The organism is Paracoccus aminophilus JCM 7686, assembly GCF_000444995.1.
Lineage (GTDB): Bacteria > Pseudomonadota > Alphaproteobacteria > Rhodobacterales > Rhodobacteraceae > Paracoccus > Paracoccus aminophilus.
The window spans coordinates 3,357,354-3,379,483 of sequence record NC_022041.1; the positions used below are offsets into that span (position 1 = coordinate 3,357,354).

A 22,130-nucleotide genomic window follows, 5' to 3' on the forward strand; every position below is an offset into this window, starting at 1 on the left:
AAAACACCCTTCCCGGCAGAGTCCGCTTCTGCCGTAAAACAGGATCTGACCGGGGCTTCGGGTCGCGGCACTGCCAGGAACAAGAAGGAAGACCATGTCCGAACTGCCGAAGGCGTCCGCACGCAAGAAAGTCCAGGCTCTGACGCTCGCGTGCCTGATGATGGCATCTCCGATGGGCGCGGCTCATGCGCAGGAGGCCGCGACCGGCAGCACGGAGACGACGCAACCCGCCGCTCCCGCAACCACCCCGACCACAGCGCCGGTCGCAGCGCCGACCACCGGCCAGACCGCGCCGGAAGCCGCAGCACCAGTTGTATCCGCCCCGGTTACGCCCGCGTCCGAGATCCCGGCCACCGAGCTCGCAGCAACTCAGCCCGAGACCCAGACCGGCACCGCTCCGGCTGTCGCGCCCGAGGCAAACGAACCCGCCGCGACGCCGTCGCCGGATGCACAGCCCGCAGAGCCGCAAACCGGCACCGATGCCCCGGCAGCGCAAAGCCCGACCGCAGAAGGCACGCCCACGGAGGCCACGCCCACCGCTGGCGCGACCGAAACCACCCCCGCAGCCCCGGCCGAGCCGGTCGTTGCGGCGCCCGTCGCCTTCGAACCCGATCCGGAATCGATGCTGCCCGAATCCGTGCAGCGCGCGCTTGATCCGCTGCTGAACCCGCCGCCGCGCGATCCGAACCTGCCCCATGACCTCTCGCCGGTCGGCATGTTCATGGCCGCCGATATCGTCGTCAAAGGCGTGATGATCGGGCTGGCCTTTGCCTCGGTCGTGACCTGGACGGTGCTGGTGGTGAAGGTGCTCGAACTGTGGAAAGCCTCGGGCAATGCCGCCCGCGCGCGCCGCCGCATCGAAAGCGCCGCCGACCTGCCCTCTGCCGTTCTGGCCACGGGGCGCCGCAACGATCCCGCCTCGCAAATGGTGCGCGCCGCCATGGCCGAGGTCGAGCGCTCCGCCCCTGCCCTTGCCCGCGCGGGCGATGAGGGCACCAAGGACCGCGTCGGCTCGATGCTGTCGCAGATCGAGGCCACCGCGAGCCGCCGCATCGGTCGCGGCACCGGCCTCTTGGCCACCATCGGCTCGACCGCGCCTTTCGTCGGCCTCTTCGGCACCGTCTGGGGCATCATGAACAGCTTCATCTCGATCTCGGAATCGCAGACGACCAACCTCGCCGTCGTGGCCCCGGGTATCGCCGAGGCGCTGCTCGCCACCGCCATCGGCCTTGTCGCCGCTATCCCGGCTGTGGTCATCTATAACGTCTTTGCCCGGTCGATCACCGGCTACCGCCTGCGTCTGGCCAATGCCTCGGCCGGTGTGCAGCGTCTGGTCAGCCGCGACCTCGATTTCCGCACGGAGAACTGAGCATGGCTGGTGGCATCCGCGAATCCCATGGCGGCGGGGGCGATGATCTCGCCGAGAACCACGAGATCAACGTCACGCCCTTCATCGACGTGATGCTGGTGCTGCTGATCATCTTCATGGTGGCAGCGCCGCTGGCGACGGTGGATGTGAACATCGACCTGCCGGTCTCGAATGCTACCCCGGTTCAGCGCCCCGACAAGCCGATTTACCTGACGATCCAACCCGATCTGACGGTCAATCTTGGCAATGATCCGGTGGCAAAAGACGCGCTGCAAACCGCGCTCGACGCCCAGACCAAGGGCGACCGCGAGCAGCGCATCTTCCTGCGCGCCGACAAGGTCGTGGCTTACGGCGATGTCATGGAAGTGATGAACGAGCTGCGCCGCGCGGGCTATCTCAAGATCGCGCTGATCGGGCTCGAAGCCACCCCGGCGGATCAGGTTGCGACCCCCGCCGCAGGAGCCGCACAATGAGCGCGGCTCAGGGCTGGATGCGCGACAGCGCGCTTTGGGCCGGCGCCGGCGCGGTGGTGCTCGCCGCGCATATCGGCGGCGCGGTCTGGCTGATGAACCGGGCCGAGGCCTCGCAGGTCGCGGGCCTACCCGATCCGGTCTATGTCGAGCTGGCCGCCATGCCCGAAGCCGCAGCGCCGCTGGCCGAAGATGAGATGATCGAGCAGGTCGATCAGCCCGATCCCACCCCAGAGCCGGAACCAGAGCCCGAGCCTGAGCCCGAACCGGAGGTCGTCGATTTCACCCCGCCGCCGCTGCCCGAAATGGTGCCCTTGCCCGACATGAGCACGCTCGTGCCGGTCAAAGAGGCTGTCGTGCTCGACCGTCCCGAACCGCGCCCCGAGCCGAAGAAGGAAGAGCCCGAGAAGAAGGTCGTCGAGAAGCAGCCGGAAAAGAAGAAAGAGCCGCCGAAAGAGCGCAAGAAAAAGCCCGAGCAGCAGATCGAATCGCAAAAGACGACCCGGCTTCAGGCAGAGCAGGGCACCCGCACGGCGGCGCCCTCGGCGCAGGTCGGCGCGCGCGCCAGCCAAAAGCAGGTCGCGAGCTGGCAAAGCAAGGTGCAGGGCACTGTCGCGCGCCATATGCAGCGCGCCCGCATCAACCGCTCGCGCGGGGCGACGGTGGTCATCAATGTCAGCTTCACCGTTTCGGCGAGCGGTCAGGTGACCAATGCCCGCGTGCTCAGCTCGACCGGCGATTCCAGCATGGATTCGGTCATCAGCCGTCAGGCCGCGCGCCTGCCCTCTCTGCCCCCGCCGCCCTCTGGCGCCTCGACGCAGGTGACCTTCCCGGTCGAGATCCACGCGCGTTAAGCCAGCTTGGGCCGTGGCGGGCGCCATCGCCGCCGCCCCTGACGCAACGAAACCCGCGCCCGGGCGGCGACACGCGACAGTTGTTTTTGACTTCCCCCCGCGGGCTGTGATTAATCCTTTTGCAACAACGGGACAGACAGCCCCCGGAAAGACCAGACCGTGACCACGGACCTTTTCATCATCGGTGGCGGCATCAACGGCTGCGGCATTGCCCGCGACGCCGTCGGCCGCGGCCTGACCGTGCGACTTGCCGAGCAAGGCGATCTCGCACAGGCGACCTCTTCGAAATCGACCAAGCTTTTCCACGGCGGCCTGCGCTATCTCGAGTTTCTCGAGATCCGGCTGGTCCGCGAGGCTTTGCAAGAGCGCGAGACCCTGCTGCGTGCGATGCCCCATATCGCGCGGCCGATGCGCTTCGTGCTGCCGCTCGATCCCGAGATGCGTTTCGACAGCGACACGCCGGTCTCGCGCACCTTGGCGCGGCTGATGCCCTGGGAAAAGGGTCGTCGCCCGGCGATCCTGATCCGCGCGGGGCTTTTCCTTTACGACCATCTCGGCGGGCGCAAGATCCTGCCCGGGACGACCGCGCTCAAGCTGCCCGGCTCGCCCGAGGGCGCGCCGCTGAAGGACCGGCTCAAGCGCGCCTATGAATATAGCGATGTCTGGGTCGATGACGCCCGGCTCGTGGCGCTGAATGCCCGCGACGCGGCCGAGCGCGGCGCGCTGATCGAGACCCGCGCGCAAGTGGCCGAGGCCCGGCGCGAGGGCGATCTCTGGCGCGTCACCATGGCCGATGGGCAGGTCCATTACGCCCGCGCGCTCGTCAACGCGGGTGGGCCTTGGGTCGGGCATCTGATCCATGACGTGATCCATCTCGACACGCGCCAGAATGTCCGGCTGGTGCGCGGCAGCCATATCGTGGTCCCGAAGCTTTACGACCACGACAAAGCCTATTTTTTCCAGGGCGCGGATGGCCGCATCATCTTTGCGATCCCCTATCAGCAGGGCGAGTTCACGCTGATCGGCACCACCGACAAGGACCACCGCGAGGCGCCGCAGGATGCCGTCTGCACGCCCGAGGAACAGGACTACCTGTGCAATTTCGCCAGCCAGTATTTCAAGAAACCGGTGACGCGCGACCAAATCGTCTGGACCTATTCCGGCGTGCGCCCGCTTTACGATGACGGCGCGAAATCGGCGACGGCGGCGACGCGGGATTATGTGCTCGCGGTCGATGACAAGGGCGCGCCCTGCCTGAACGTCTTTGGCGGCAAGATCACCACCTATCGCCGTCTGGCCGAACATGCGCTGGAAAAGCTCGCCCCCTTCTTCCCCGAGGCAGGCCCGGGCTGGACCGCTGGCGTGCCGCTGCCCGGCGGGGCCTTCCCGGTCGATGGCGTGCCCGCGCTGGTCGCGACCCTGCGCCAAAAGCACGGCTATGACGAGGCCACTGCTTTGCGGCTCGTGCGCGCCTATGGCACCGAGGCCCAGACCATCGCCGCCCGCCCACAGGGACGCGATTTCGGCGCGGGTCTGAGGGAGGCCGAGCTCGGCTGGATGATCGACCACGAATTCGCCTTGACCGGCGAGGATGCGCTCTGGCGGCGCTCGAAGCTTGGCTTGCATCTGTCCGAGGATCAGGCGCAGGCGGTCAGCGACTGGATGGCCGAACGCGTCGCGTCGTCGGTCTAGGCGGCGCGCCGCCCTCGGCGATTGACACCGGCTTGCCCGCAGGGCGACAGTCCCCCAACCGGGATGGAGGGACGGATGGTGATACTCGCGCTCGATCAGGGGACGACCTCGTCCCGCGCCATTGTCTTTGACACGGCCCTTCATCCGCTGGCGAGCGCGCAGCAGGAATTTCCCCAACATATGCCCGCCTCGGGCTGGGTCGAACATGACGCGGCGGATCTTTGGGCGACCACCGCCGCCACCGCCCGCGCCGCGATCGAGCGGGCGGGCAAAAGCAGCCGCGAGATTTCCGCGATCGGCATCACCAACCAGCGCGAAACCACGGTGATCTGGAACCGCAAGACCGGCCGCCCGATCCATCGCGCCATCGTCTGGCAAGACCGCCGCACCGCCGAGACCTGCCAGCGCCTCAAGGCCGAGGGCCATGAAGAAGCCGTCAGCGAGGCCACCGGGCTTCTGCTCGATCCCTATTTCTCGGCCACGAAAATCGGCTGGATCCTCGATCACGTCGAGGGCGCGCGGGCCTCGGCGCAGGCGGGCGAGCTGGCTTTCGGCACGGTCGATAGCTGGCTCATCTGGAACCTCACCGGCGGCAAGACCCATGCGACCGACGCGACCAATGCCGCGCGCACGCTGCTTTATGACATCCGCAAGGGTGCGTGGAGCGAGGATCTGTGCCGCCTCTTCAACGTGCCGATGGCGCTTCTGCCCGAGGTCCGCGACAGCGCCGCCGCTTACGGGCTGACCCGCAGCGACCTCTTCGGGGCCGAGATCCCGATTCTGGGCGTCGCGGGCGATCAGCAGGCGGCGACCGTGGGTCAGGCCTGCTTCCAGCCGGGCATGATGAAATCGACCTATGGCACCGGCTGTTTCGCGCTTTTGAACACCGGGCCGCAGCTCGTCCGCTCGAAAGATCGCCTGCTCACGACGATTGCTTATCAGCTGGACGGCAAGCCGACCTATGCGCTTGAAGGCTCGATCTTTATCGCGGGGGCGGTGGTGCAATGGCTGCGCGACGGGCTGGGTCTGATCGCGAAAGCGGGCGAAACGCAGGCCTTGGCCGCGCGCGCCGATGCAGGGCAGGATGTCGTCCTCGTGCCCGCTTTCACCGGGCTGGGCGCGCCCTATTGGGACCCCGATGCGCGCGGCTCGATCTTTGGCCTGACCCGCGCGACCGGCCCTGCCGAACTGGCCCGCGCGGCCTTGGAAAGCGTCGGCTATCAGACCCGCGATCTCTGGGAGGCGATGCGCAAGGGCTGGCCCGGCGCGACGGAAACCGTGCTGCGCGTCGATGGCGGCATGAGCGCGAATGAACCGGCGATGCAGTTTCTCGCCGATATGCTCGGCGCGCCGGTCGACCGCCCGAAGAATGTCGAGACGACCGCCAAAGGCGCGGCCTATCTCGCCGGATGGAAGGCCGGGCTTTTGCCCGACCCTGCCGATTATGCGAAAGGCTGGGAGCTCAACCGCCGCTTCACTCCGGCGATGGAGGAGGCCGAACGCGAGCGCCGCTATGCGCGCTGGAAACGCGCGGTCGCGGCGACCATGTCGGTCTAAGCCTCCGGTTCAGGCGCTCAGAAGGGCTTCCCGAGCGAGGCGACCGAATTGCGCTTCATCCGCAGCTTGTTCGAGGAAATCACGCCCAGAATGATGATCGTCACCAGATAGGGCATGGCCGCCAGCAGCTGCGAGGGCAGATGCACGCCCTTGGCCTGCGCGGCCAGCTCGGCCAGCGACAAAGCCCCAAAGAGAAGCGCACCGGCAAAGACCCGACCCGTCACCCAAGTGCCGAAGACGACCAGCGCCAGCGCGATCCAGCCGCGCCCCGCGATCATGCCATCCGCCCACATCGGCGTGTAAACCGTCGCGGCATAGGCCCCGGCAAAGCCCGCCATCAGCCCGCCAAAGGCCACGGTCGCATAGCGGATGCGGATCACCGGATAGCCGATGGCACGCGCCGCTTGCGGGTTTTCTCCGACCGCGCGAATGACCAGACCCAGCCGCGACTTGCTTAGGACCAGCGCAATCACCAGCGCCGCGATCAGCGTGAGCCAGGTCACCGCATCCTGCTTGAAGAGCCCGCCGACCATCGGCAGCGACGCGAGCCCCGGAATGGCGATTTGCGAGAGACCGGTGGTGGTCAGGCTCTCATAGGGTTTGCCGATCAGCGCGGCCAGACCTTGCCCGAAAATCCCGACGGCAAGCCCTGCGGCCACCTGATCGGCACGGAACTCGAGCGCCAGAACCGCAAGGATCAGCGCGGCCAGAACCCCGATCACGCCGGCGGCCAGAAAGGCCAGAAGATGCGGGCCGCCGTGATAGACGCAAATGAAGCCGATCACCGCGCCAAGCGCCATGATGCCCTCAAGCCCAAGGTTCATCACCCCGGATTTCTCGGCCACCAGCTCTCCCAAAGCGGCGAGCAGGAAGGGCGTGGCCGCCGCCAGCATCCCCGAGAGAATGAATTCGATCGCGCTCATGCCCGGCCTCCGTCTTGCGTCGCGCCGCGTTTGCGCCATTGCACGCGGTAGCGGATCCAGGTCAGTGCCGCGAGATAGGCAATCAACACCAGCCCCTGGAAAAGCCGCACCGAAGCGACCGGCAGCTCGGCCGAGACCATCGCATTGTCGCCGCCGATATAGATCACCGCGAGCAGGAAGGACGAAAACACCATGCCAAGCGGATTGAGTCCGCCGAGATAGGCCACGATGATCGCGGCAAAGCCGTAGCCCGTCGAGATCGAGCGCTGCAACTGCCCGACTGGCCCGGCAACTTCCGCCGCCCCCGCCAGACCCGCCGCCAGCCCGCCAATCAGCAGCGAGATCCAGACCGCGCGGCTTTCGCGAAAGCCCGCATAGCTCGCCGCATCAGGCGCCAGCCCGCCGACCATCAGCTGATAGCCCGAGAAGCTGCGCTTGACATAGACCCAAGCGAGCAGCGTCGCGGCAATCGCAAAGAGGAACGAGACATTGACCCGCGTGCCGGGGATCAGCGTCGGCAGCATCGCCTCGTATTGGAACATCACCGTTTGCGGGAAGTTGAAGCCCATCGGGTCTTTCCACGGCCCGAGCAGCAGATAGTTCAGAAGCTGCGTCGCGACAAAGCCCAGCATCAAAGTGACGAGGATCTCATTGGCATTGGTCCGAACCCGCCAGAAGGCGGCAAGCCCCGCCCAAAGCGCGCCGCCAAGCGCGCCCATGACCATCATCAAAGGCCAGAGCCAGATCGAGGTCGAATCCGGGAAATAGACCGGAATCGCGGCGGCAAAGATCGCGCCGAGCACGAACTGACCCTCGGCTCCGATGTTGAAGATCTGCGCGCGAAACCCGATCGCCAGCCCCTGCGCGATCAGCAAAAGCGGACCCATCTTGAGCAGCACTTCGGAAAAGGCCGAGCGCGTCATGAAGGGCTCGATCAAGAGCGCGTAAAGCGCCGCGCCGACCGGTTTGCCGGTGATCGTGAACAAAGCGGCGCTGGCCGCGGCGGCGAAGGCCACGGCGATCAGCGGCACCAGAAGCATAAGGGCGGTCGAGGGCCGCTCGCGGCGGATAAGGTCAAGCCACATGGTCATTCTCTTTGGACGCGCGGCCCAGCATATATTCGCCGATCTCGGCCGAATTGGTCGCAGCCGTCATCAGCGAGGGCGACAATTCACCGTGGTGCAGCACCTGCAAACGGTCGCAGATCTCGAAAAGCTCGGAGAGTTCATCCGACAGGATCAGGATCGCCGTGCCCTGATCGCGCAAGGCGACAAGGCGGCGGCGGATCTCGGTCGCGGCGCCGATATCGACGCCCCAAGTCGGCTGCGAGCACAGAAGCAGCTTCGGCCCAAGATGGATCTCGCGGCCCATGATGAACTTCTGAAGATTGCCGCCCGAAAGGTTCGCGGCCTCGACATCCGGCCCGGCGGTGCGGACATCGAATTCCTCGATGCAGCGGCGGGTGTAATCGCGTTCCCGCCCGCGCTGGATCAGACCGGCGCGCACCATCCCGCGCGCATGGGCGGTCAGAAGCGTGTTGTCGGCCAAAGTCATATCCGGGACGGCACCCCGGCCCAGACGCTCTTCGGGGACGAAGGCGAAACCGAGCTCGCGGCGTGCGGCAGCCCCCAGATGCCCGGCGGGCTGGCCCATCAGGCGGATGCTGTCGCGCCCGGCGCGCCCCAGCCGCGTCTCGCCCGAGATCAGCCGCACGAGCTCTTTCTGGCCATTTCCGGAAATCCCGGCGATGCCGAGGATTTCGCCGCCGCGCAGGCTCAGCGAGACATTCGCGAGCGTCACGCCAAAGGGATCGTCCGGCGTGTGATTGACGCGCTCGAGCCGCAGCCGCTCCTCGCCCAGATCATGGGCAAGGCCCGGTTGGGCGGCGGGCATGTCGCGCCCGATCATCATCCGCGCCAGATCAGCCGCGCTGGCCTGACGGGGATCGACGCGCTCGACCACCTGCCCGGCGCGCAGCACTGTCGCCGCATCGCAGATCGCGCGGATTTCCTCGAGCTTATGCGAGATGAAGAGGATCGAGACCCCTTCCTCGCGCAAAAGCCGCAAGGTCTCGAACAGCCGCTCGACGCTTTGCGGCGGCAGGACCGAGGTCGGCTCGTCAAGGATCAGCAACTTGGGGTTCAAAAGCAGACAGCGGATGATCTCCACCCGCTGACGCTCGCCCATCGACAGCGAATGGACCGAGGCGAAAGGATCGACCTCGAGCCCGAAGCGTGCGCCGAAATCGCGCACCTTCACCGCCAGTTCGGCACGCTTGCCGGGGACGACAAGCGCAATGTTTTCCACGACCGTCAGCGTCTCGAACAGCGAGAAATGCTGGAACACCATGCCGATGCCCAGACGCCGCGCGGTCGAGGGCGCGTCGATGCGGGTCTCGCGACCCTGCCAGACGACACGCCCCTGATCGGGCTCCTCGACGCCATAGATCAGCTTCATCAGCGTGGATTTACCCGCGCCGTTTTCGCCCAAAATGGCATGAATCGAGGCTTCATCGACCGTGAGGTCGATGCTTTTGTTGGCCTGAACCGTCCCGTAAGATTTCGAGACGCCTTCCAGTCGAAGCAACGCAGTCATGGGCTTACTTCGGCAGCGGGGTCACGATGCCTTTGACCTGCCAGTCCATCGGCCAGAGCTGCTCGTCGGTCATATTGGTCCCGGCTGCGGCAAGCTCGGTGCCGTCATCCTTGATGACCGGACCGGCGAAGGGCGGGTGGCTGCCGTCGGCAATCGCGGCCTCGGCGGCCTTGATCTTCTCGACGATCTCAGCCGAGAGATCCGCGCTCCAATCGACGCATTTGATGACGCCGTCCTTGATGCCCAGCCAGTTTGCCGTGCCCTCGAAGGTGCCCGCGATCTTGGCGTCGATCTCGCGTTTGAAATAGGGCGCCCAATCGGTCAGCACCACGCCGAGATATTTCGTCGGCGCATATTTCTTCATCGTCGAGTTCAGATTGAACGTATAGACGCCCTCTTTCTCGCACAGAGCCACCACCGAGGGCGTGTCCTGCGCATTCGAGAAGACCACGTCGCAGCCCTGCGCGATCAGCGCCTTGGCCGAATCCTGTTCCTTGGCCGGGTCGAACCACGAGTTCACCCAGACGACCGAAACCTCGATCGTGGGATCAATCGCCTGCGCACCCAGCGCAAAGGCGCTGTTCGAAGCCAACAGTTCCGGGATCGGGAACGCGCCGACGACGCCCAGTTTCTTCGATTTGGTCACCGAGGCCGCGGCCATACCCATGAGGTAGGTGCCCTCATAGTTGCGCGCGGTGAAATTCGAGAAATTCGGCAGCGTCTTGAAGCCCGAGGCATGGAGCACCGCGACATCGGGGTGGCGGCGTGCCAGCTGCATCGCGCCGTTCATATAGCCAAACGAGCCCGCGATGACGATCTTGTTGCCGTCGGCCACCGCTTTTTCCATGATGCGGTCCGCATCCGGGCCTTCGTTGATCTTGTCGATGAAGGTCAGCTTCAGCGCGCCGCCCAGCTCTTTGTTGACCTCTTCCAGCCCGGTGGCCAGCGAGCGCGACCAGCCGACATCGGCGATCGGCGAGGGCGTGATCAGCGCGATGTTAAGCGGTTCGGCCGCAGTGGCGCGGGTGAGGCCAAGACCGGCCAACACACTGGTCGCAGCAGCTGCGCCCAGAAAATCGCGGCGGTTCAACGTCATGTCGGTATCTCCTGTGGAACCCGCCTGAGGAGGTCGGGTGGTTTTTGTTATCGCAGTTTCCTTGCGGGATGCGCGCGGCCCCAGTTGGGGCAGGCACGCACCACTTTCAGGATCTCTTGTCAGTCGCCGTGATGACTGATCCCCGGTTCCGGCTTCTGATCGTGAAGGCGGTGGATGCCCGGCATCTCGATGAAGCCCGGCAGAGCGCGGACGGCGCGCAGCCAGAGCCGGACCGAGGGATAGGGGGCCAAGGTCACGCCGCCGTCTTCGGCCAAAGCGACATGGGGGAAGCAGGCAATATCGGCAATGCTCGGCGCATCGCCCAAAAGGAAGGCGCGCCCGGCCAGACGCCCCTCGAAGAGCGCGGCCTCAAGCGCGCGCAGCGCGGCGATCCCGCGCGCGCGGGCAGCCTCGATATCGACCGGCACCGTCAGCATATCGTGGAGCCGCGCCACGCCAAGGCTGTCGGTCAGGCCCTGCGCGAAGGCCAGCCAGTTCTGGACCAGCGCCGCGCCTTCGGGCGTGTCCTCCCCCAGCCAGCCCCCGGCGCGCTTCGCCAGATAGACGAGGATCGCGGCGGAATCGGTCAGGGTCAGCGCGCCCGTCGTCAGCACCGGCACGGTGCCCGCGGGGTTCAGCGCCAGAAACGCCGGCTGCTTATGGGCATTGCCCGGATAGACATCCAGCGCCTTGAGATCGAGCTTTTGCTCCGTCAGCGCCGCCATCAGGCGCGCCTTGTAGCAATTCGGGCTGAGAACGTAGTCGTAAAGAATCATGCCGCCACCAATTGCGCGCCATAGGTAAAGCCGCGCTTCTTCAGCCAGCGCCGATAAGCGATCGAGGTCATGTCGGCGCGGGTCGGAATTTCAAGACCGGGATCCAGCGGCAGCTTGCGCGGCAGCTGGTTTTCAAGGATCGAGCGGTCTTGCAGGAAGATCATCTGCTGGAACTGGATCATGTCGGCCAGCTCGGAGTCGTCGTCGAAGAGCGCCATCCACGGCCAGGCGTCGCAGAGCTCTTCGGTCAGCGGCTGAACGAAAATGCCGATCACATCCATCTCTTCAGGACGCGGCGGGCAGGTCTTGTAAAGCACCGCGCAGGTCGGAGCCGCGACGCGGTAGAGGTAATCCGTCTCGATCCCGCCCTCGGCCGATTTCGCGGCCTGCGGCTGATAGAACTTCACCTTGGTCGCCCAGACCTCATCGACATCCTCGCGGATCTCGACCTGATAGCGATAGACCTCGGTATGGGGCTCAGCGCCCAGAACATCGGTGTGAACGAAGGGGAAATGCGCGATGTCGAGGAAATTCTCGACCGCGCGCAGGGGCGAGCATTTCACCCGCACCGCGCCGACATCGACCAGACGACGGCCGGGCTGATCGGCCTCGGGGATCTCGAAAAGCTTCGCGGGCTTGCCGAAAGAGGCCCAGACATGGCCGTAAGCCACCTTCACCGCCAGCACCGAGCCATCGGCCGCGACCACCGCCGGGCCCTGCGCGCCTTTATAGACGCGGATCGGCTCGCCCAGAAGCATGGTCTGGCGCTCGATCCCGGCATTGACCGATGAGGCCATCGCCACCGGATACCATTCGTTGCGGATAACAGGATCGTTGATCATGCGACCTTCTCCTTGGTGGCAGCCTCAAGCTCAAAGCGCAGCGCCTCAAGCCGACGCGAGGCCGCGATCCGAGCCTCGGCATCCGCCTCTGCGGCGATCAGCGCATGAAGAACGGCGGTCGTGCCGACATGCTGCATCAGAATCGTCAGATCGCCCTTGGTCAGGACGCAGGCATTGGCGCTGTCGCAGGCCAAAGCGATCTCTTCCGGCGCGGCCTCGACCGCAAGCGAGCGCAGCGGCGCAAGCCCCGCGAAAGCAGGCGGCTCGCCCTCAGCGCCCTGCGGCGCGACCCAGATCACGCCGTCCTGCTCGACGCAGGACCAGGCGTTGACGCGGATCGTCGCCGGCGGTTCGAGATCAGGATGCGCGGGGATCTTGCGGCAAATGCCCGCGCCGTCATAGCGCCAGCCGTGATAGATGCAGGACAGGAACTCGCCGCGCACGAAGCCATGAGACAGGCGCATCCCGCGATGGGGGCAGCGGTCGTTCCAGGCCTGAACCTTGCCGGATTCCGCGCGCCACAGCGCAAGATCCTGTCCGTCGCAGGAAACCGGGATGACCAGTCGAGGTGGCAGATCGCTCGCAAGAGCAATGGGCGTCCAGACCGATGAGGGCATTTTTATTCCGTCCGTCTTGTGGATTGCCCTGCCCTACGCCGAAGGCCGGGTAGATTGAAGATGGTTCCCATGCATATCAGGTGCCCTGCGGCGAATCTGCATAGGAGTTTAACTCATGTCGCGCCGCGTCAATTGTTCAGGCGACGCCGCTCGATTTCATCGACCCAGACCTGAATCGGTCCAAGCAGACAGGCCATTTCCATCGCATCGAGAAGCTCTTCAGGTCCGGCAAGCACCAATTCGATCTTGTCGGCATCCTGCCGGTCAATGCGGCACCGCAGCCCCAGACGGTCGGCATGGCGCTGAATCCATGGCGGAAACTGCTCGGACTGCACCTCTCCAAGAATGAAGAAACGCTCGCTCCTGAAATGGGCTGGTGTAGACACCGCTGGACCTTCGCGACTGTGAGGCCATGGATCGACCTTGCGCCAGCACATCGTTGAAATCAAGTCTGGACGCAAGAGCCGCCCCCGGTCAGGCAAAAACGCCATCCGCGATCGCCCCAGTCATTACGGCATTTTTGCGACATTTCGGCCACAAGTTTAGCGAAATTTTAACCATTCGCCGCCAGATTGCAGAACGGCTCCCCAGCCTTTTCCGAATCCGGAGTTCCGTCATGAGTGCCGATATCCCCGTCGCCGTTGTCATTCCGGTGCTGAATCGCGCCTCTCGCATCGCGGCGGCGATCCGCGCGGCGCTGGCGCAGTCTCATCCTGATTGTATCGTGGTCGTCGTCGATGACGGTTCTCGCGATGGAAGCTGGGCCGAGATGTGCCGCTTTGCCGGGGAGGACCGGGTCGCGCTGATCCGGCTCAAGCGCAATCTCGGCACGGCGCAGGCCAAGAATGTGGCGCTTCTGCTGACCGGCGGGCGCGCGGTCAGCTTTCATGATTCCGACGACCGCCCCCATCCCGACAAGCTGCTGCGACAGGCGCGGGTGCTGGGCCAAGGCGGGTTGAGCGGAGATGCCGGGCTCAACTGGCGCGTCATCGGGCGTGCCCCGGGCGCCGCACTTCAGATCGACGCGGTCTTTTGTCATCACGAGCTGATCCTGCCCGATGGCGGACGGCGGATCATCCGGCGCGAGCTCGCGCTCTTTGACGATCTCTTCCCCAATGCTCAGCCTGAGCAGGCGCCGGGCGATTGGCTGCATATCAACTCGGGCCTCTTTCACCCCCGCGTCTTCCGCGAAATCGGGGGTTACGCCGACAGCATCGAAGAGGACCGCGACCTGCGCAACCGGCTGCTCTGCGCCGGGCAGATCCTGCGCGTGATCGAAGAGCCGTTGCTCACCAAGATCGAAACCGCGGATTCGCTGACGCAATCGCCAGAGACCGGCTATACCAGCGCGCGGCGGCGGGCCGATCGCGAGGCGGTCTGGCGCGACATCGACCTGTGGTTTCGGACCCGGCAGATCCCGCCGCGCGCGATCTCTGTGCCTGCGGATGCGGTGGCCGAAATCATCCGGCCCGCGCTGCTCGCGCCAAGTGCTGCCTTGGCCGATAGCGCAACGGCGGCGGCGCGCGATATCTGGCTGGCCCGGGCGAGCGCCGCCCAAGGCCCCGCCCAGAGCCCTGCCGAGCTTGCCGGTCAGGCGAAACGCTGATCCTGAGCTAAGGCCTCATCCGCAGGCGCGTCCTGGCCCTCACGCGCCACGCGCTCGCCCGCCGGACGGCCCGAGCGCAGGATCAGCCAGGATGCCCCGACCAGATCGACGATCCCGACCAGCGCGCGCTGCAAGTTGCTGTAATTCGAGCGCCCGGCCTCGCGCGCACGGTGGTTGACCGGCGCAGTCAGCACCTGCCAGCCCTCGCGTTTGATCATCGCCGGGGTGAAGCGGTGGATGTGGTCAAAGAACGGCATATCGAGCCAGGCCTCGCGCCGGAACAGCTTCAGCCCACAACCCGAATCCTGCACACCGTCCTTGAGCATCGCGGCCCGCAGACGGTTGGCAAAGCGCGAGGCCTTGCGCTTGGCCCAGGTGTCCTGCCGTTTCTGGCGCTGCCCCTGCACGATCCCGACCCGCGCCGCCGAAGCAGGCAGCGCGCCGATCAACGTCAGGATCTGGTCGGGCGGGTTCTGGCCATCGCCATCCAGCGTCGCGACCCAGTCGTGGCGCGCCGCGCGCACGCCGCTGCGGATCGCGGTCGACTGGCCGCGGCGGGTGGCGTGGTGGATGACATGGACGCGCGGATCGCTGGCAGCGGCCTCTTCGAGGATCTGCGGCGTGGCATCACTCGACCCATCGTTGACGACGATCAGCTCGACCTCAAGCCCCTGCAAAGCGGTCAGGGTCTCGGCAATCAGAGCGGCGGCGGAGCCCTCTTCGTTGAGAAAGGGGATAACGACGGAAAGAGATGAAATCTTCACTGCACTGCCTCGGTTTGACTGTTCTGGGTTGTGCCTTCACTGGCTCCGGCGCCAAGCGAGGCACCAGATGTTGTTGAGCTTTCCTTGTTCAGCCACAGCCCGTAGGAGCGGCCCCGGAAAGACAGAAGCTGATCCGGCGCGGCCTGCGGCTGCGGACGATCCATCCGCCCCATCAAGGCCCGCCCCGGTTTCTCGGCGAGCCAAGCCGCCGCCGCGACGGGATCGGGGAGCATCGCGACCGGCTGGGCCAAGCGCCCGGCAAAGCCGAATTCGCCCGCATAGCCATCGTCCATCGTCGCGAGCCCCGCCTGCTCATACGCGGCAAGCTGACGGCCAATCAGGGTCGCGTCATAGGCGTCGCCCGCCTTGCCGATGAAAAGCAGGCTCAGAAGTACGACCACCGCCGGGCTCAGAACCGCAAGCCAGCCGCCCCGGCGCAGCACCGCCACCGCAGCGACCAGCACCAAACCGACGGCAATCGCCACCAGCAGCCAAGCCGGGCCGATCACCTCGCGGACCTCGCCCTTGACCAGCCCGAAGGCCACGCCGAGCAGATAGAGCGCCGCCGCCAAGGGCCCAAGCGCGGCCAAAGGCGCGCGTGCCCCCTGCGCGATGGCAGGCGCGGCGATCAGAGCGACCGCGGGCAGCATCGGGACGAGGTAATGGGTCTGTTTGCCACTGATCAGGCTGAAGATCGCCACGGTCGCCACGATCCAGACCGGCATCGGCCCGATCAGGCGCAGGTTTTTCCAAAAGCCGAGCGACCAGATCCAAGGGAAGGCCAGAAGCGGCAGAAGCGGCACGAAGAACCACCACGGCTTCTGGTGGGCGAAAGAAGACACCACGCGCCCGGCGCTTTGCGTCCAGAGAATCTCTTGCCGGTAATCGGCGCCGCCCAGCAACAGCGCGGGCACGAGCCACAAAAGCACAAGCCCAAGCGCGATCAACACGCCCAGGCCGACGCCCTTGAACGCGGCTTTCAGCGGCATTCCGCCCCAGAACGGCAGGGCGAGCCCGACCGGCACCAGATGAACAAGAATCACCGGCCCCTTGCTGATGACGCCAAGCGCGATCGCCGCGCCATAACCGGCCCAGGGCAGCCAGCTGCGCGGCGCCTCAGCGGGCGTGCGCGCGGCATGAACCAGCGCCAGAACGCCAAGCGCGGTCGCCAGCGTCAGCATGGCGTCAAACATCGTCAGCCCGGCGAAAAAGGCAAACCCGCCCATACCCGCCAGCGCCAGCGCGGCATAGCCGCCGAGCTCGGGCCGGGTCGGATAGAGCGCCCGGCCGAGGCGCGAAGTCACCCAGATCGCGCCAAGGCCGAAAGCCGGCGCGACCAGACGCCCGGCAAATTCCGAGGGACCGGTCACGGCCCAGACCAGATTGATCAGCCAGAACAGCAGCGGCGGCTTGTCGCCATAAATCTCGCCATTGAGATGGGGCACGATCCAGCTGTGATGCAGCCGCATTTCCCAGGCGACGGTCAGATAGCGGGTCTCGTCGATCGGCATCGCCGGGCGCAGCCACACCCCAAGCACGGCCATGACCGCGAAAATCGCAAGGGCAATCCCGGTCAGCGGCAGACGGCTGGCCTGCCCTCGGGCAGCGGCACGCACGGCGGGATCGGCGGAAAGGTCGCCGGGGGCAGTCGGGTCAAGCATCGGGTCGGTCACAGAACTCACAGGGCGGCCTCCGCAGCGGTCTTGGGGCTGCCGAGGTCGGAGCTGGCGACGCTGGGGCTTTCAGCGTCGGATTTATGGCGGGTTTCGCGCGAGATCAGCATGAGGTTCCGCAAATAGACGATCAGCCCCATGCCTTGGCCGAGGCTGAAAACCGGGTCCTGCCGATAGATCGCATAGGCCAGCAGCAGGACGCCGCCACCAATGCTGAACCACCAGAAAGCGGTCGGAACCACGCTCTTCTTCAGCCGCTCGCTCGCAATCCATTGCACGAGAAAGCGCGAGGTGAAAAGCGCTTGCCCAAGGAACCCCACAACCAACCAGACTGTTGCTGTCATTGGTCCATCCTTGTTCTTGATTCTGCGCATATGTCTTCAGTCAGCATGCCGCTTTCTAGGCGCAAACCCTGACAGAAAGCTGAACGTTCCTTGAATTCGCGTTCAGCCCTGTGTCAGTTATGCCGCATAGGGTAAAAGGATGATCGTATTGAGGGTTCTGCTGGTCGAAGACGATACTGGGCTGGGAAGCGCGCTGCGTGACCAGATCCGGGCCGAGGGACATACGCCCGATTGGGCCGAGACTCTGGCGACCGCCGACGACCTGATGGCGACCGTGCAATACGACCTGATCCTGCTTGATATGAACCTGCCCGACGGCAATGGGCTCGATTTTCTGCACCGGCTGCGCCGGGCGGGGCGCGACATGCCGGTGATCGTGCTCACCGCCAAGGACCGGGTCACCGACCGCATTGCCGGGCTGAATGCGGGGGCCGATGATTACCTCGTCAAACCCTTCGATCTGGCCGAGCTTTCCGCCCGGATCGGCGCGGTGGCGCGGCGCTATGCCGGGCGTCCCAACCCCGAGATCCGGCTGGGCGAAAACCTGATCGACCTCGCGGCGAAATCAATCCGCCATGCGGGCGCGCATGTCGATCTCAGCCCGCGCGAATGGGCGATTTTCGAGGCTCTGCTGCAAAATCCGGGCATCGTAATGACCAAATCCCGGCTGGAAGAGCGGCTTTATTCCTTCGACGCCGAGGTCGAGAGCAATACGATCGAGGTCTATGTCAGCCGCCTGCGCAAGAAGCTGGGCCGCGACGCGATCGAAACCCTGCGCGGATTGGGGTATCGCCTTGGCCGCGACTGATCCCCGCCCCGCACAGGACCGCCCCACCCCGAACCGGCCCGCCCCAAACCGGCCCGCGCCCAGCTTGCGCCGCGATCTCGCCGTGCGGCTGGGCCTGTGGATGACCGCGCTTTGGGTGCTGGCGCTGGTCGCAGGCTGGCTGACTATGCGCCACGAGATCGACGAGATCTATGACGCCGTGCTCAAGCGCACCGCCGACCGCTTCCTGCCGCTTGCCGATTCCGTCGAGGATCATGCCGGGCCGATCCTGTCATCAGAGGGCGGCGGGCTCTGGATCCAGATCATCGGCGCCGATGGCGCGATGCGGATGATCTCGACCACGGCCGATCCGGGGATTTTCGCAGAGCCGATCCGCGACGGTTTTTCCGAGGCCGCCGATGCGCGCATCTTCACCCGCACTTCGGCCGAGGGCACGGTCATCCGCGTCGCCGATCCGATGGCCGAGCGGCGCGAGGCGACGCTCGACACGCTCTCGTCCTTCCTGATCGCGGCGGCGCTGATGCTGCCGGTGAATATCCTTGCGATCTTTTGGCTGACCCGGGCGCGGCTGCGGCCGGTGACGCGCTTTGCCGCGACGGTGGCCGATCGCGGCGCGCAGGATCTCGATCCGGTCCGGACCCCCGACCTGCCGCAAGAGCTCTTGCCGGTCGAGGCTTCGGTCAATCGGCTGATGGCGCGGATCAAGCAGGCGCTCGACACCGAGCGCGCCTTTTCCGCCAATGCCGCGCATGAACTGCGCACGCCCATCGCCGCCGTTCTGGCCCAGACCCAGCGCCTCGTCGCCGAGGCCCCTGAGGGCGCGCTGCGCGACCGGGCCGAAGCCATCGTCGAAGAGGAAAAGCGGCTGGCGCGGCTGGCGGAAAAGCTTTTGGAGCTGACCCGCGCCGAGGGCGGCCCCGCAAACCACCCGCTGCGCGACATGCGCGATATTGCTGGGCTCGTGGTGCGCGATTTCGACACGCCGGTCGAGCTGGCCGCGATGCCAAAACCCGTGCTGATCGCAATGGACCCCGATCATTTCGCGATTCTGCTGCGCAACTTGATCGAAAACGCCATCCGCCACGGCCAACCGCCGATCCGGGTCTCGCTGACCCCGGGCGAGATCTCGGTCACCAATCAGGGCGCGCCCGTCCCCGCCGACAAGCTGCCGCATCTGACCCAGCGCTTTGAGCGCGCGGGCAGTCGCAAGGCGGGCTCGGGGCTGGGGCTCGCGATCGTTGAGACGCTGGTGCGTCGCGCCGGCGCGCGGTTGCAGCTGATTTCGCCGCTGCCCGGGCAATCGACGGGCTTTGCCGCCGTCATCCGCTTTCCGATCACCTCCTGAGCGCCCTCACAACTTTACGCTGATCCCGGCACGTCCGGGTCATTTCTGGCTTGCGCAATCGCGGCGGCTTTCTGAATATGTCTAGTGATAATTCAGAAACAACGCGGAACCCGCCGTCGCATCCTGCCCGGCCAGACGCGACAAAACCGGGAGGGGCCTGTGTCCCATGCAATCATTATCGGCGCGGGTGTGATCGGCTGCGCAACCGCCTATGAGCTGGCGAAATCCGGCTGGCAGGTCACCGTCGTCGATAAGGCGCCGGAAGCGGGCTACGGCTCGACCTCGCATTCCTCGGCGGTGATCCGGGTCAATTACTCGGTCTATGAATCCTGCGCCTTGGCCTATGAGGGCTGGCATTACTGGAGCAAATGGGCCGATTACGTCGCGCTGCCCTCAGAGCGTCCGCTGGCGGTCTATCACGAGACCGGCAATCTCGTGATCAAGGCCGAAACCAACGGCTATCTCGAAAACGTCATGGCGATGATGGAGCAGATCGGCTGCCCCTATCGGCAGGTCGCGCCCGCAGGCATCGCCGCCTATCTGCCCGGCGCCGATCTTCAGGCCTATGCTCCGGCCAAGCGCTCCGAGGATGACGGCTTTTGCGAGCCGACCGGCCCCGAGATCGCGGGCGCGGTCCATTTCACCATCGCGGGCTATGTCAACGACCCAAAGCTTGCCGCGCAGAACCTGCAATGGGCGGCCGAGGCCCATGGCGCGCGCTTCCGTTTTCGCAGCAAGGTCGCCGCGCTCGAGATCCGCGAGGGCCGCGCGGCGGGCGTGCGTCTTGAGGATGGCAGCCTGATCGACGCGGATGTCGTGGTGAACGTCGGCGGGCCGTGGTCCGCGGGGCTGAACCGCATGGCCGGGGTCGATCAGGGCATGACCATCCAGACCCGCGCCAACCGTCAGGAGGTCGCCTATATCCCCGGCCCGGTGAATATGGATTTCGCCAAGGAGGGCCTCGTGGTCGCGGATGGCGATACCGAGATCTATCTGCGCCCCGATCCGGTCGGCATCTGCATCGGCTCGACCGATCCGACCTGCGACGCGCGGATTTTCGTCGATGATCCCGATGCGGTCGACACCCGCTTCACTGACGAATGGACCACGATCGTCATGCGCGCCGCTCAACGCCTGCCCGAGCTGCGCATTCCCGGTCAGGCGAGCGGCGTGGTCGCGCTTTACGATGTCTCGGACGATTGGCTGCCGATCTATGACAAATCCGATCTGCCGGGCTTTTACATGGCCTGCGGCACCTCGGGAAACCAGTTCAAGAATGCGCCGGTCGCGGGCAAGATCATGGCGCGGATCATCGCCGATTGCGAAGCCGGTCACGACCATGATGCCGATCCGATCCGCTTCCGGCTGGACCACATCGACCGCGAGATCAGCCTCGGCACCTATAGCCGCAAGCGCAAGATCAATGCTGATTCGAGCTTTTCGGTGATGGGCTGACAGAAAAGGGGCCGCGTCCTTGCGGCGCGGCCCCGTTCAGGACTGTCGCTAAACTGCTAGCGAAATTCAGACATGCTCGAAATGGTCGAGCTCGGGGTCGTATTGCAGCAGGCCACCGTCGCCGATGTCGTGCAAAACGCCGTGCAGCGACAGATCGCCCGCCTCGACCGCCGCCTTGATGAAGGGGAAGGTCAGCAGGTTTTCGAGCGAGATCAGCACCGCCTGTTTTTCCAGTGCATGGATCTGATCGGCCTCGGGAAGATCCTTCACCCGCTCATAGCCCGGACGCAGGATGTCGAGCCAGTGACCGACGAAGCTGGTCTTTTCCTCAAGCTCGGGCGCATGGCCCGAACACATGGCATGACAGCCCGCGACGCCACCGCAATTGGTGTGGCCAACAACGACCAGATGCGCCACTTTCAAGGCATTTACAGCATATTCCACCGCCGCCGAGGTGCCGTGCTGCTCGCCATCCGGCTTATAGGCCGGGACGAGATTGGCAATATTGCGGTGGATGAAGAACTCGCCCGACTCGGCTCCGAAGATCGACGTGACATGGACGCGCGAGTCGCAGCAGGCGATGACCATGGCACGCGGACGCTGGCCATCCTGAGCCAATCGCTTGTACCAGGCCTTGTTTTCCGTAAAGGCTGTCGCCTTCCAGCCATGATACCGCTGGACCAGATAATGCGGTAGAGGACGTGCTTCTTTCATCGCGGTCTCACCTTGTTTTGCGGGTTTCATAACTGCCGAACGCATAAAGTTCGAGTGTTTTATTCGTCTGCATCTAACCTTTTCTTGATGGAAAACCTGCATCTCTAAGCCCTGAACGCGATGAGGAAGGCGGTGTGGCAGTGATGGAGAAGGTCGCGATCCTAGAGGTCGACGAGGAAATCAATGTCGATGGACGCCGCATTGGCGAGATCGTCGCCGAGCTGGGCGAGACGGCGGCGCAAAGCCTTTTGGTCTCGGCGCTCGAACATCTTGCCGAGGCGTTTCGCCAGACCATGCGCGCCGCCGAGGCGGGCGATTTCGCCCAAGCGGTCAGCCATCTCGACCGGCTGTCGCGGCTGGCTTGGCAGGTTGGGCTGGTCTCGCTCGCCGGGGTGGCGATCGATGTCGGACGCTGCGCGGAAACCGGGGATATGGCCGGGTTCGCGGCGACGCTGGCGCGGCTCTCGCGCGTGGTCAACCGCTCGCTGACCGAGATCTGGGACCATGATCTCGACGCAGAGGAATAGGCACTGGGAATAGGCGCCAAAGCCCAAGCGGCGCATGGCTGGGTTGAGCTTTTACCGCCCCTCGGCCCTTGCGGCTGCGGGTGGGGGCGCTACCTTGGCGCGCAGAGTAATCTGCAGAATAATA

22 protein-coding genes are annotated in these 22,130 nt (G+C 65.4%); 10 read left to right on the forward strand and 12 right to left on the reverse strand.

Annotated elements, in window-relative coordinates:
* Nucleotides 1–94: 94 nt before the first annotated feature.
* The 5 genes from exbB to glpK all read left to right on the forward strand — a co-directional run bounded on the left by exbB (nucleotide 95) and on the right by glpK (nucleotide 5,942).
* Nucleotides 95–1,369: a tonB-system energizer ExbB gene (exbB, locus tag JCM7686_RS16405; RefSeq protein WP_020951914.1), complete on the forward strand. Its 1,275-nt coding sequence runs from the start codon at nucleotides 95–97 to the stop codon at nucleotides 1,367–1,369.
* Between the two features lie 2 nt (nucleotides 1,370–1,371).
* Nucleotides 1,372–1,842 (forward strand): TonB system transport protein ExbD, encoded by a 471-nt coding sequence (exbD, locus tag JCM7686_RS16410; RefSeq protein WP_020951915.1) that lies wholly within the window; start codon nucleotides 1,372–1,374, stop codon nucleotides 1,840–1,842.
* Nucleotides 1,839–2,693, forward strand: a complete 855-nt coding sequence (locus JCM7686_RS16415; protein ID WP_020951916.1) for an energy transducer TonB family protein — start codon at nucleotides 1,839–1,841, stop codon at nucleotides 2,691–2,693. The genes exbD and JCM7686_RS16415 overlap by 4 nt, the downstream gene beginning before the upstream one ends.
* A 159-nt stretch (nucleotides 2,694–2,852) precedes the next feature.
* The gene (gene glpD, locus JCM7686_RS16420; protein WP_020951917.1) at nucleotides 2,853–4,385 is read left to right on the forward strand and encodes a glycerol-3-phosphate dehydrogenase; all 1,533 of its coding nucleotides are present in this window, start codon (nucleotides 2,853–2,855) and stop codon (nucleotides 4,383–4,385) included.
* A 75-nt stretch (nucleotides 4,386–4,460) separates the two neighbouring features.
* Nucleotides 4,461–5,942, forward strand: coding sequence for a glycerol kinase GlpK (gene glpK / locus JCM7686_RS16425; protein WP_020951918.1), 1,482 nt, complete (start codon nucleotides 4,461–4,463; stop codon nucleotides 5,940–5,942).
* A gap of 17 nt (nucleotides 5,943–5,959) precedes the next feature.
* On the opposite strand, the gene JCM7686_RS16430 is transcribed toward glpK, so the two are convergent.
* The 8 genes from JCM7686_RS16430 to JCM7686_RS16465 form a co-directional block, all read right to left on the reverse strand.
* On the reverse strand, nucleotides 5,960–6,865 hold the full coding sequence (locus tag JCM7686_RS16430; RefSeq protein ID WP_020951919.1) for an ABC transporter permease: 906 nt from the start codon (nucleotides 6,863–6,865) through the stop codon (nucleotides 5,960–5,962).
* Complete coding sequence (locus JCM7686_RS16435; RefSeq protein ID WP_236635850.1) at nucleotides 6,862–7,950, reverse strand: ABC transporter permease; 1,089 nt, start codon at nucleotides 7,948–7,950, stop codon at nucleotides 6,862–6,864. Before JCM7686_RS16435 ends, JCM7686_RS16430 begins: the two co-directional genes overlap by 4 nt.
* Nucleotides 7,940–9,460: an ABC transporter ATP-binding protein gene (locus tag JCM7686_RS16440; RefSeq protein WP_020951921.1), complete on the reverse strand. Its 1,521-nt coding sequence runs from the start codon at nucleotides 9,458–9,460 to the stop codon at nucleotides 7,940–7,942. The genes JCM7686_RS16435 and JCM7686_RS16440 overlap by 11 nt, the downstream gene beginning before the upstream one ends.
* Nucleotides 9,461–9,464: 4 nt before the next feature.
* Complete coding sequence (locus JCM7686_RS16445; protein ID WP_020951922.1) at nucleotides 9,465–10,556, reverse strand: BMP family ABC transporter substrate-binding protein; 1,092 nt, start codon at nucleotides 10,554–10,556, stop codon at nucleotides 9,465–9,467.
* Nucleotides 10,557–10,675: 119 nt separating this feature from the next.
* Nucleotides 10,676–11,332 (reverse strand): glutathione S-transferase family protein, encoded by a 657-nt coding sequence (locus tag JCM7686_RS16450; protein ID WP_020951923.1) that lies wholly within the window; start codon nucleotides 11,330–11,332, stop codon nucleotides 10,676–10,678.
* Nucleotides 11,329–12,174 (reverse strand): aromatic ring-hydroxylating oxygenase subunit alpha, encoded by an 846-nt coding sequence (locus tag JCM7686_RS16455; protein WP_020951924.1) that lies wholly within the window; start codon nucleotides 12,172–12,174, stop codon nucleotides 11,329–11,331. Before JCM7686_RS16455 ends, JCM7686_RS16450 begins: the two co-directional genes overlap by 4 nt.
* A complete protein-coding gene (locus tag JCM7686_RS16460) occupies nucleotides 12,171–12,791 on the reverse strand; it encodes a Rieske (2Fe-2S) protein (protein WP_020951925.1) in 621 nt (206 codons plus the stop codon). Before JCM7686_RS16460 ends, JCM7686_RS16455 begins: the two co-directional genes overlap by 4 nt.
* A gap of 128 nt (nucleotides 12,792–12,919) precedes the next feature.
* Nucleotides 12,920–13,282, reverse strand: coding sequence for an acylphosphatase (locus tag JCM7686_RS16465; protein WP_020951926.1), 363 nt, complete (start codon nucleotides 13,280–13,282; stop codon nucleotides 12,920–12,922).
* Between the two features lie 125 nt (nucleotides 13,283–13,407).
* Between JCM7686_RS16465 and JCM7686_RS23595 the strand changes: the two genes are divergently transcribed.
* A complete protein-coding gene (locus JCM7686_RS23595) occupies nucleotides 13,408–14,397 on the forward strand; it encodes a glycosyltransferase family 2 protein (RefSeq protein ID WP_020951927.1) in 990 nt (329 codons plus the stop codon).
* On the opposite strand, the gene JCM7686_RS16475 is transcribed toward JCM7686_RS23595, so the two are convergent.
* From JCM7686_RS16475 to JCM7686_RS16485, 3 genes are read right to left on the reverse strand one after another with little or no spacing between them, the layout of a single operon-like run.
* Nucleotides 14,382–15,161 carry a glycosyltransferase family 2 protein gene (locus JCM7686_RS16475; RefSeq protein ID WP_020951928.1) on the reverse strand — a complete coding sequence of 260 codons (780 nt, stop codon included), beginning with the start codon at nucleotides 15,159–15,161 and terminating at the stop codon, nucleotides 14,382–14,384. The genes JCM7686_RS23595 and JCM7686_RS16475 overlap by 16 nt on opposite strands.
* On the reverse strand, nucleotides 15,158–16,843 hold the full coding sequence (locus JCM7686_RS16480) for an ArnT family glycosyltransferase (RefSeq protein ID WP_020951929.1): 1,686 nt from the start codon (nucleotides 16,841–16,843) through the stop codon (nucleotides 15,158–15,160). Before JCM7686_RS16480 ends, JCM7686_RS16475 begins: the two co-directional genes overlap by 4 nt.
* Nucleotides 16,840–17,178 (reverse strand): lipid-A-disaccharide synthase N-terminal domain-containing protein, encoded by a 339-nt coding sequence (locus JCM7686_RS16485; protein WP_020951930.1) that lies wholly within the window; start codon nucleotides 17,176–17,178, stop codon nucleotides 16,840–16,842. Before JCM7686_RS16485 ends, JCM7686_RS16480 begins: the two co-directional genes overlap by 4 nt.
* Before the next feature lie 148 nt (nucleotides 17,179–17,326).
* Here JCM7686_RS16485 and JCM7686_RS16490 point away from each other — a divergent pair, with 148 nt between their 5' ends.
* From JCM7686_RS16490 to JCM7686_RS16500, 3 genes are all read left to right on the forward strand, one after another.
* Entirely contained in the window at nucleotides 17,327–17,986 is a 660-nt protein-coding gene (locus JCM7686_RS16490; RefSeq protein ID WP_041528039.1) for a response regulator transcription factor, read from the forward strand.
* A complete protein-coding gene (locus tag JCM7686_RS16495) occupies nucleotides 17,973–19,310 on the forward strand; it encodes a sensor histidine kinase (RefSeq protein ID WP_020951932.1) in 1,338 nt (445 codons plus the stop codon). The genes JCM7686_RS16490 and JCM7686_RS16495 overlap by 14 nt, the downstream gene beginning before the upstream one ends.
* 159 nt (nucleotides 19,311–19,469) lie before the next feature.
* Complete coding sequence (locus tag JCM7686_RS16500) at nucleotides 19,470–20,765, forward strand: NAD(P)/FAD-dependent oxidoreductase (RefSeq protein ID WP_020951933.1); 1,296 nt, start codon at nucleotides 19,470–19,472, stop codon at nucleotides 20,763–20,765.
* 66 nt (nucleotides 20,766–20,831) lie between these two features.
* Here JCM7686_RS16500 and JCM7686_RS16505 read toward each other — a convergent pair whose 3' ends face one another.
* Nucleotides 20,832–21,479, reverse strand: a complete 648-nt coding sequence (locus tag JCM7686_RS16505) for a carbonic anhydrase (protein WP_020951934.1) — start codon at nucleotides 21,477–21,479, stop codon at nucleotides 20,832–20,834.
* 143 nt (nucleotides 21,480–21,622) lie between these two features.
* On the opposite strand from JCM7686_RS16505, the gene JCM7686_RS16510 reads away from it, so the two are divergent.
* A complete protein-coding gene (locus JCM7686_RS16510) occupies nucleotides 21,623–22,006 on the forward strand; it encodes a hypothetical protein (RefSeq protein ID WP_020951935.1) in 384 nt (127 codons plus the stop codon).
* Nucleotides 22,007–22,130 lie beyond the last annotated feature (124 nt).

Coding starts and splice junctions, on each gene's coding strand:
- exbB (WP_020951914.1), top strand. CDS start 95: ATGTCCGAACTGCCGAAGGCGTCCGCACGCAAGAAAGTCCAGGCTCTG.
- exbD (WP_020951915.1), top strand. CDS start 1,372: ATGGCTGGTGGCATCCGCGAATCCCATGGCGGCGGGGGCGATGATCTC.
- JCM7686_RS16415 (WP_020951916.1), top strand. CDS start 1,839: ATGAGCGCGGCTCAGGGCTGGATGCGCGACAGCGCGCTTTGGGCCGGC.
- glpK (WP_020951918.1), top strand. CDS start 4,461: ATGGTGATACTCGCGCTCGATCAGGGGACGACCTCGTCCCGCGCCATT.
- JCM7686_RS16430 (WP_020951919.1), bottom strand. CDS start 6,865: ATGAGCGCGATCGAATTCATTCTCTCGGGGATGCTGGCGGCGGCCACG.
- JCM7686_RS16435 (WP_236635850.1), bottom strand. CDS start 7,950: ATGTGGCTTGACCTTATCCGCCGCGAGCGGCCCTCGACCGCCCTTATG.
- JCM7686_RS16440 (WP_020951921.1), bottom strand. CDS start 9,460: ATGACTGCGTTGCTTCGACTGGAAGGCGTCTCGAAATCTTACGGGACG.
- JCM7686_RS16445 (WP_020951922.1), bottom strand. CDS start 10,556: ATGACGTTGAACCGCCGCGATTTTCTGGGCGCAGCTGCTGCGACCAGT.
- JCM7686_RS16450 (WP_020951923.1), bottom strand. CDS start 11,332: ATGATTCTTTACGACTACGTTCTCAGCCCGAATTGCTACAAGGCGCGC.
- JCM7686_RS16455 (WP_020951924.1), bottom strand. CDS start 12,174: ATGATCAACGATCCTGTTATCCGCAACGAATGGTATCCGGTGGCGATG.
- JCM7686_RS16460 (WP_020951925.1), bottom strand. CDS start 12,791: ATGCCCTCATCGGTCTGGACGCCCATTGCTCTTGCGAGCGATCTGCCA.
- JCM7686_RS16465 (WP_020951926.1), bottom strand. CDS start 13,282: ATGGCGTTTTTGCCTGACCGGGGGCGGCTCTTGCGTCCAGACTTGATT.
- JCM7686_RS23595 (WP_020951927.1), top strand. CDS start 13,408: ATGAGTGCCGATATCCCCGTCGCCGTTGTCATTCCGGTGCTGAATCGC.
- JCM7686_RS16485 (WP_020951930.1), bottom strand. CDS start 17,178: ATGACAGCAACAGTCTGGTTGGTTGTGGGGTTCCTTGGGCAAGCGCTT.
- JCM7686_RS16505 (WP_020951934.1), bottom strand. CDS start 21,479: ATGAAAGAAGCACGTCCTCTACCGCATTATCTGGTCCAGCGGTATCAT.
- JCM7686_RS16510 (WP_020951935.1), top strand. CDS start 21,623: ATGGAGAAGGTCGCGATCCTAGAGGTCGACGAGGAAATCAATGTCGAT.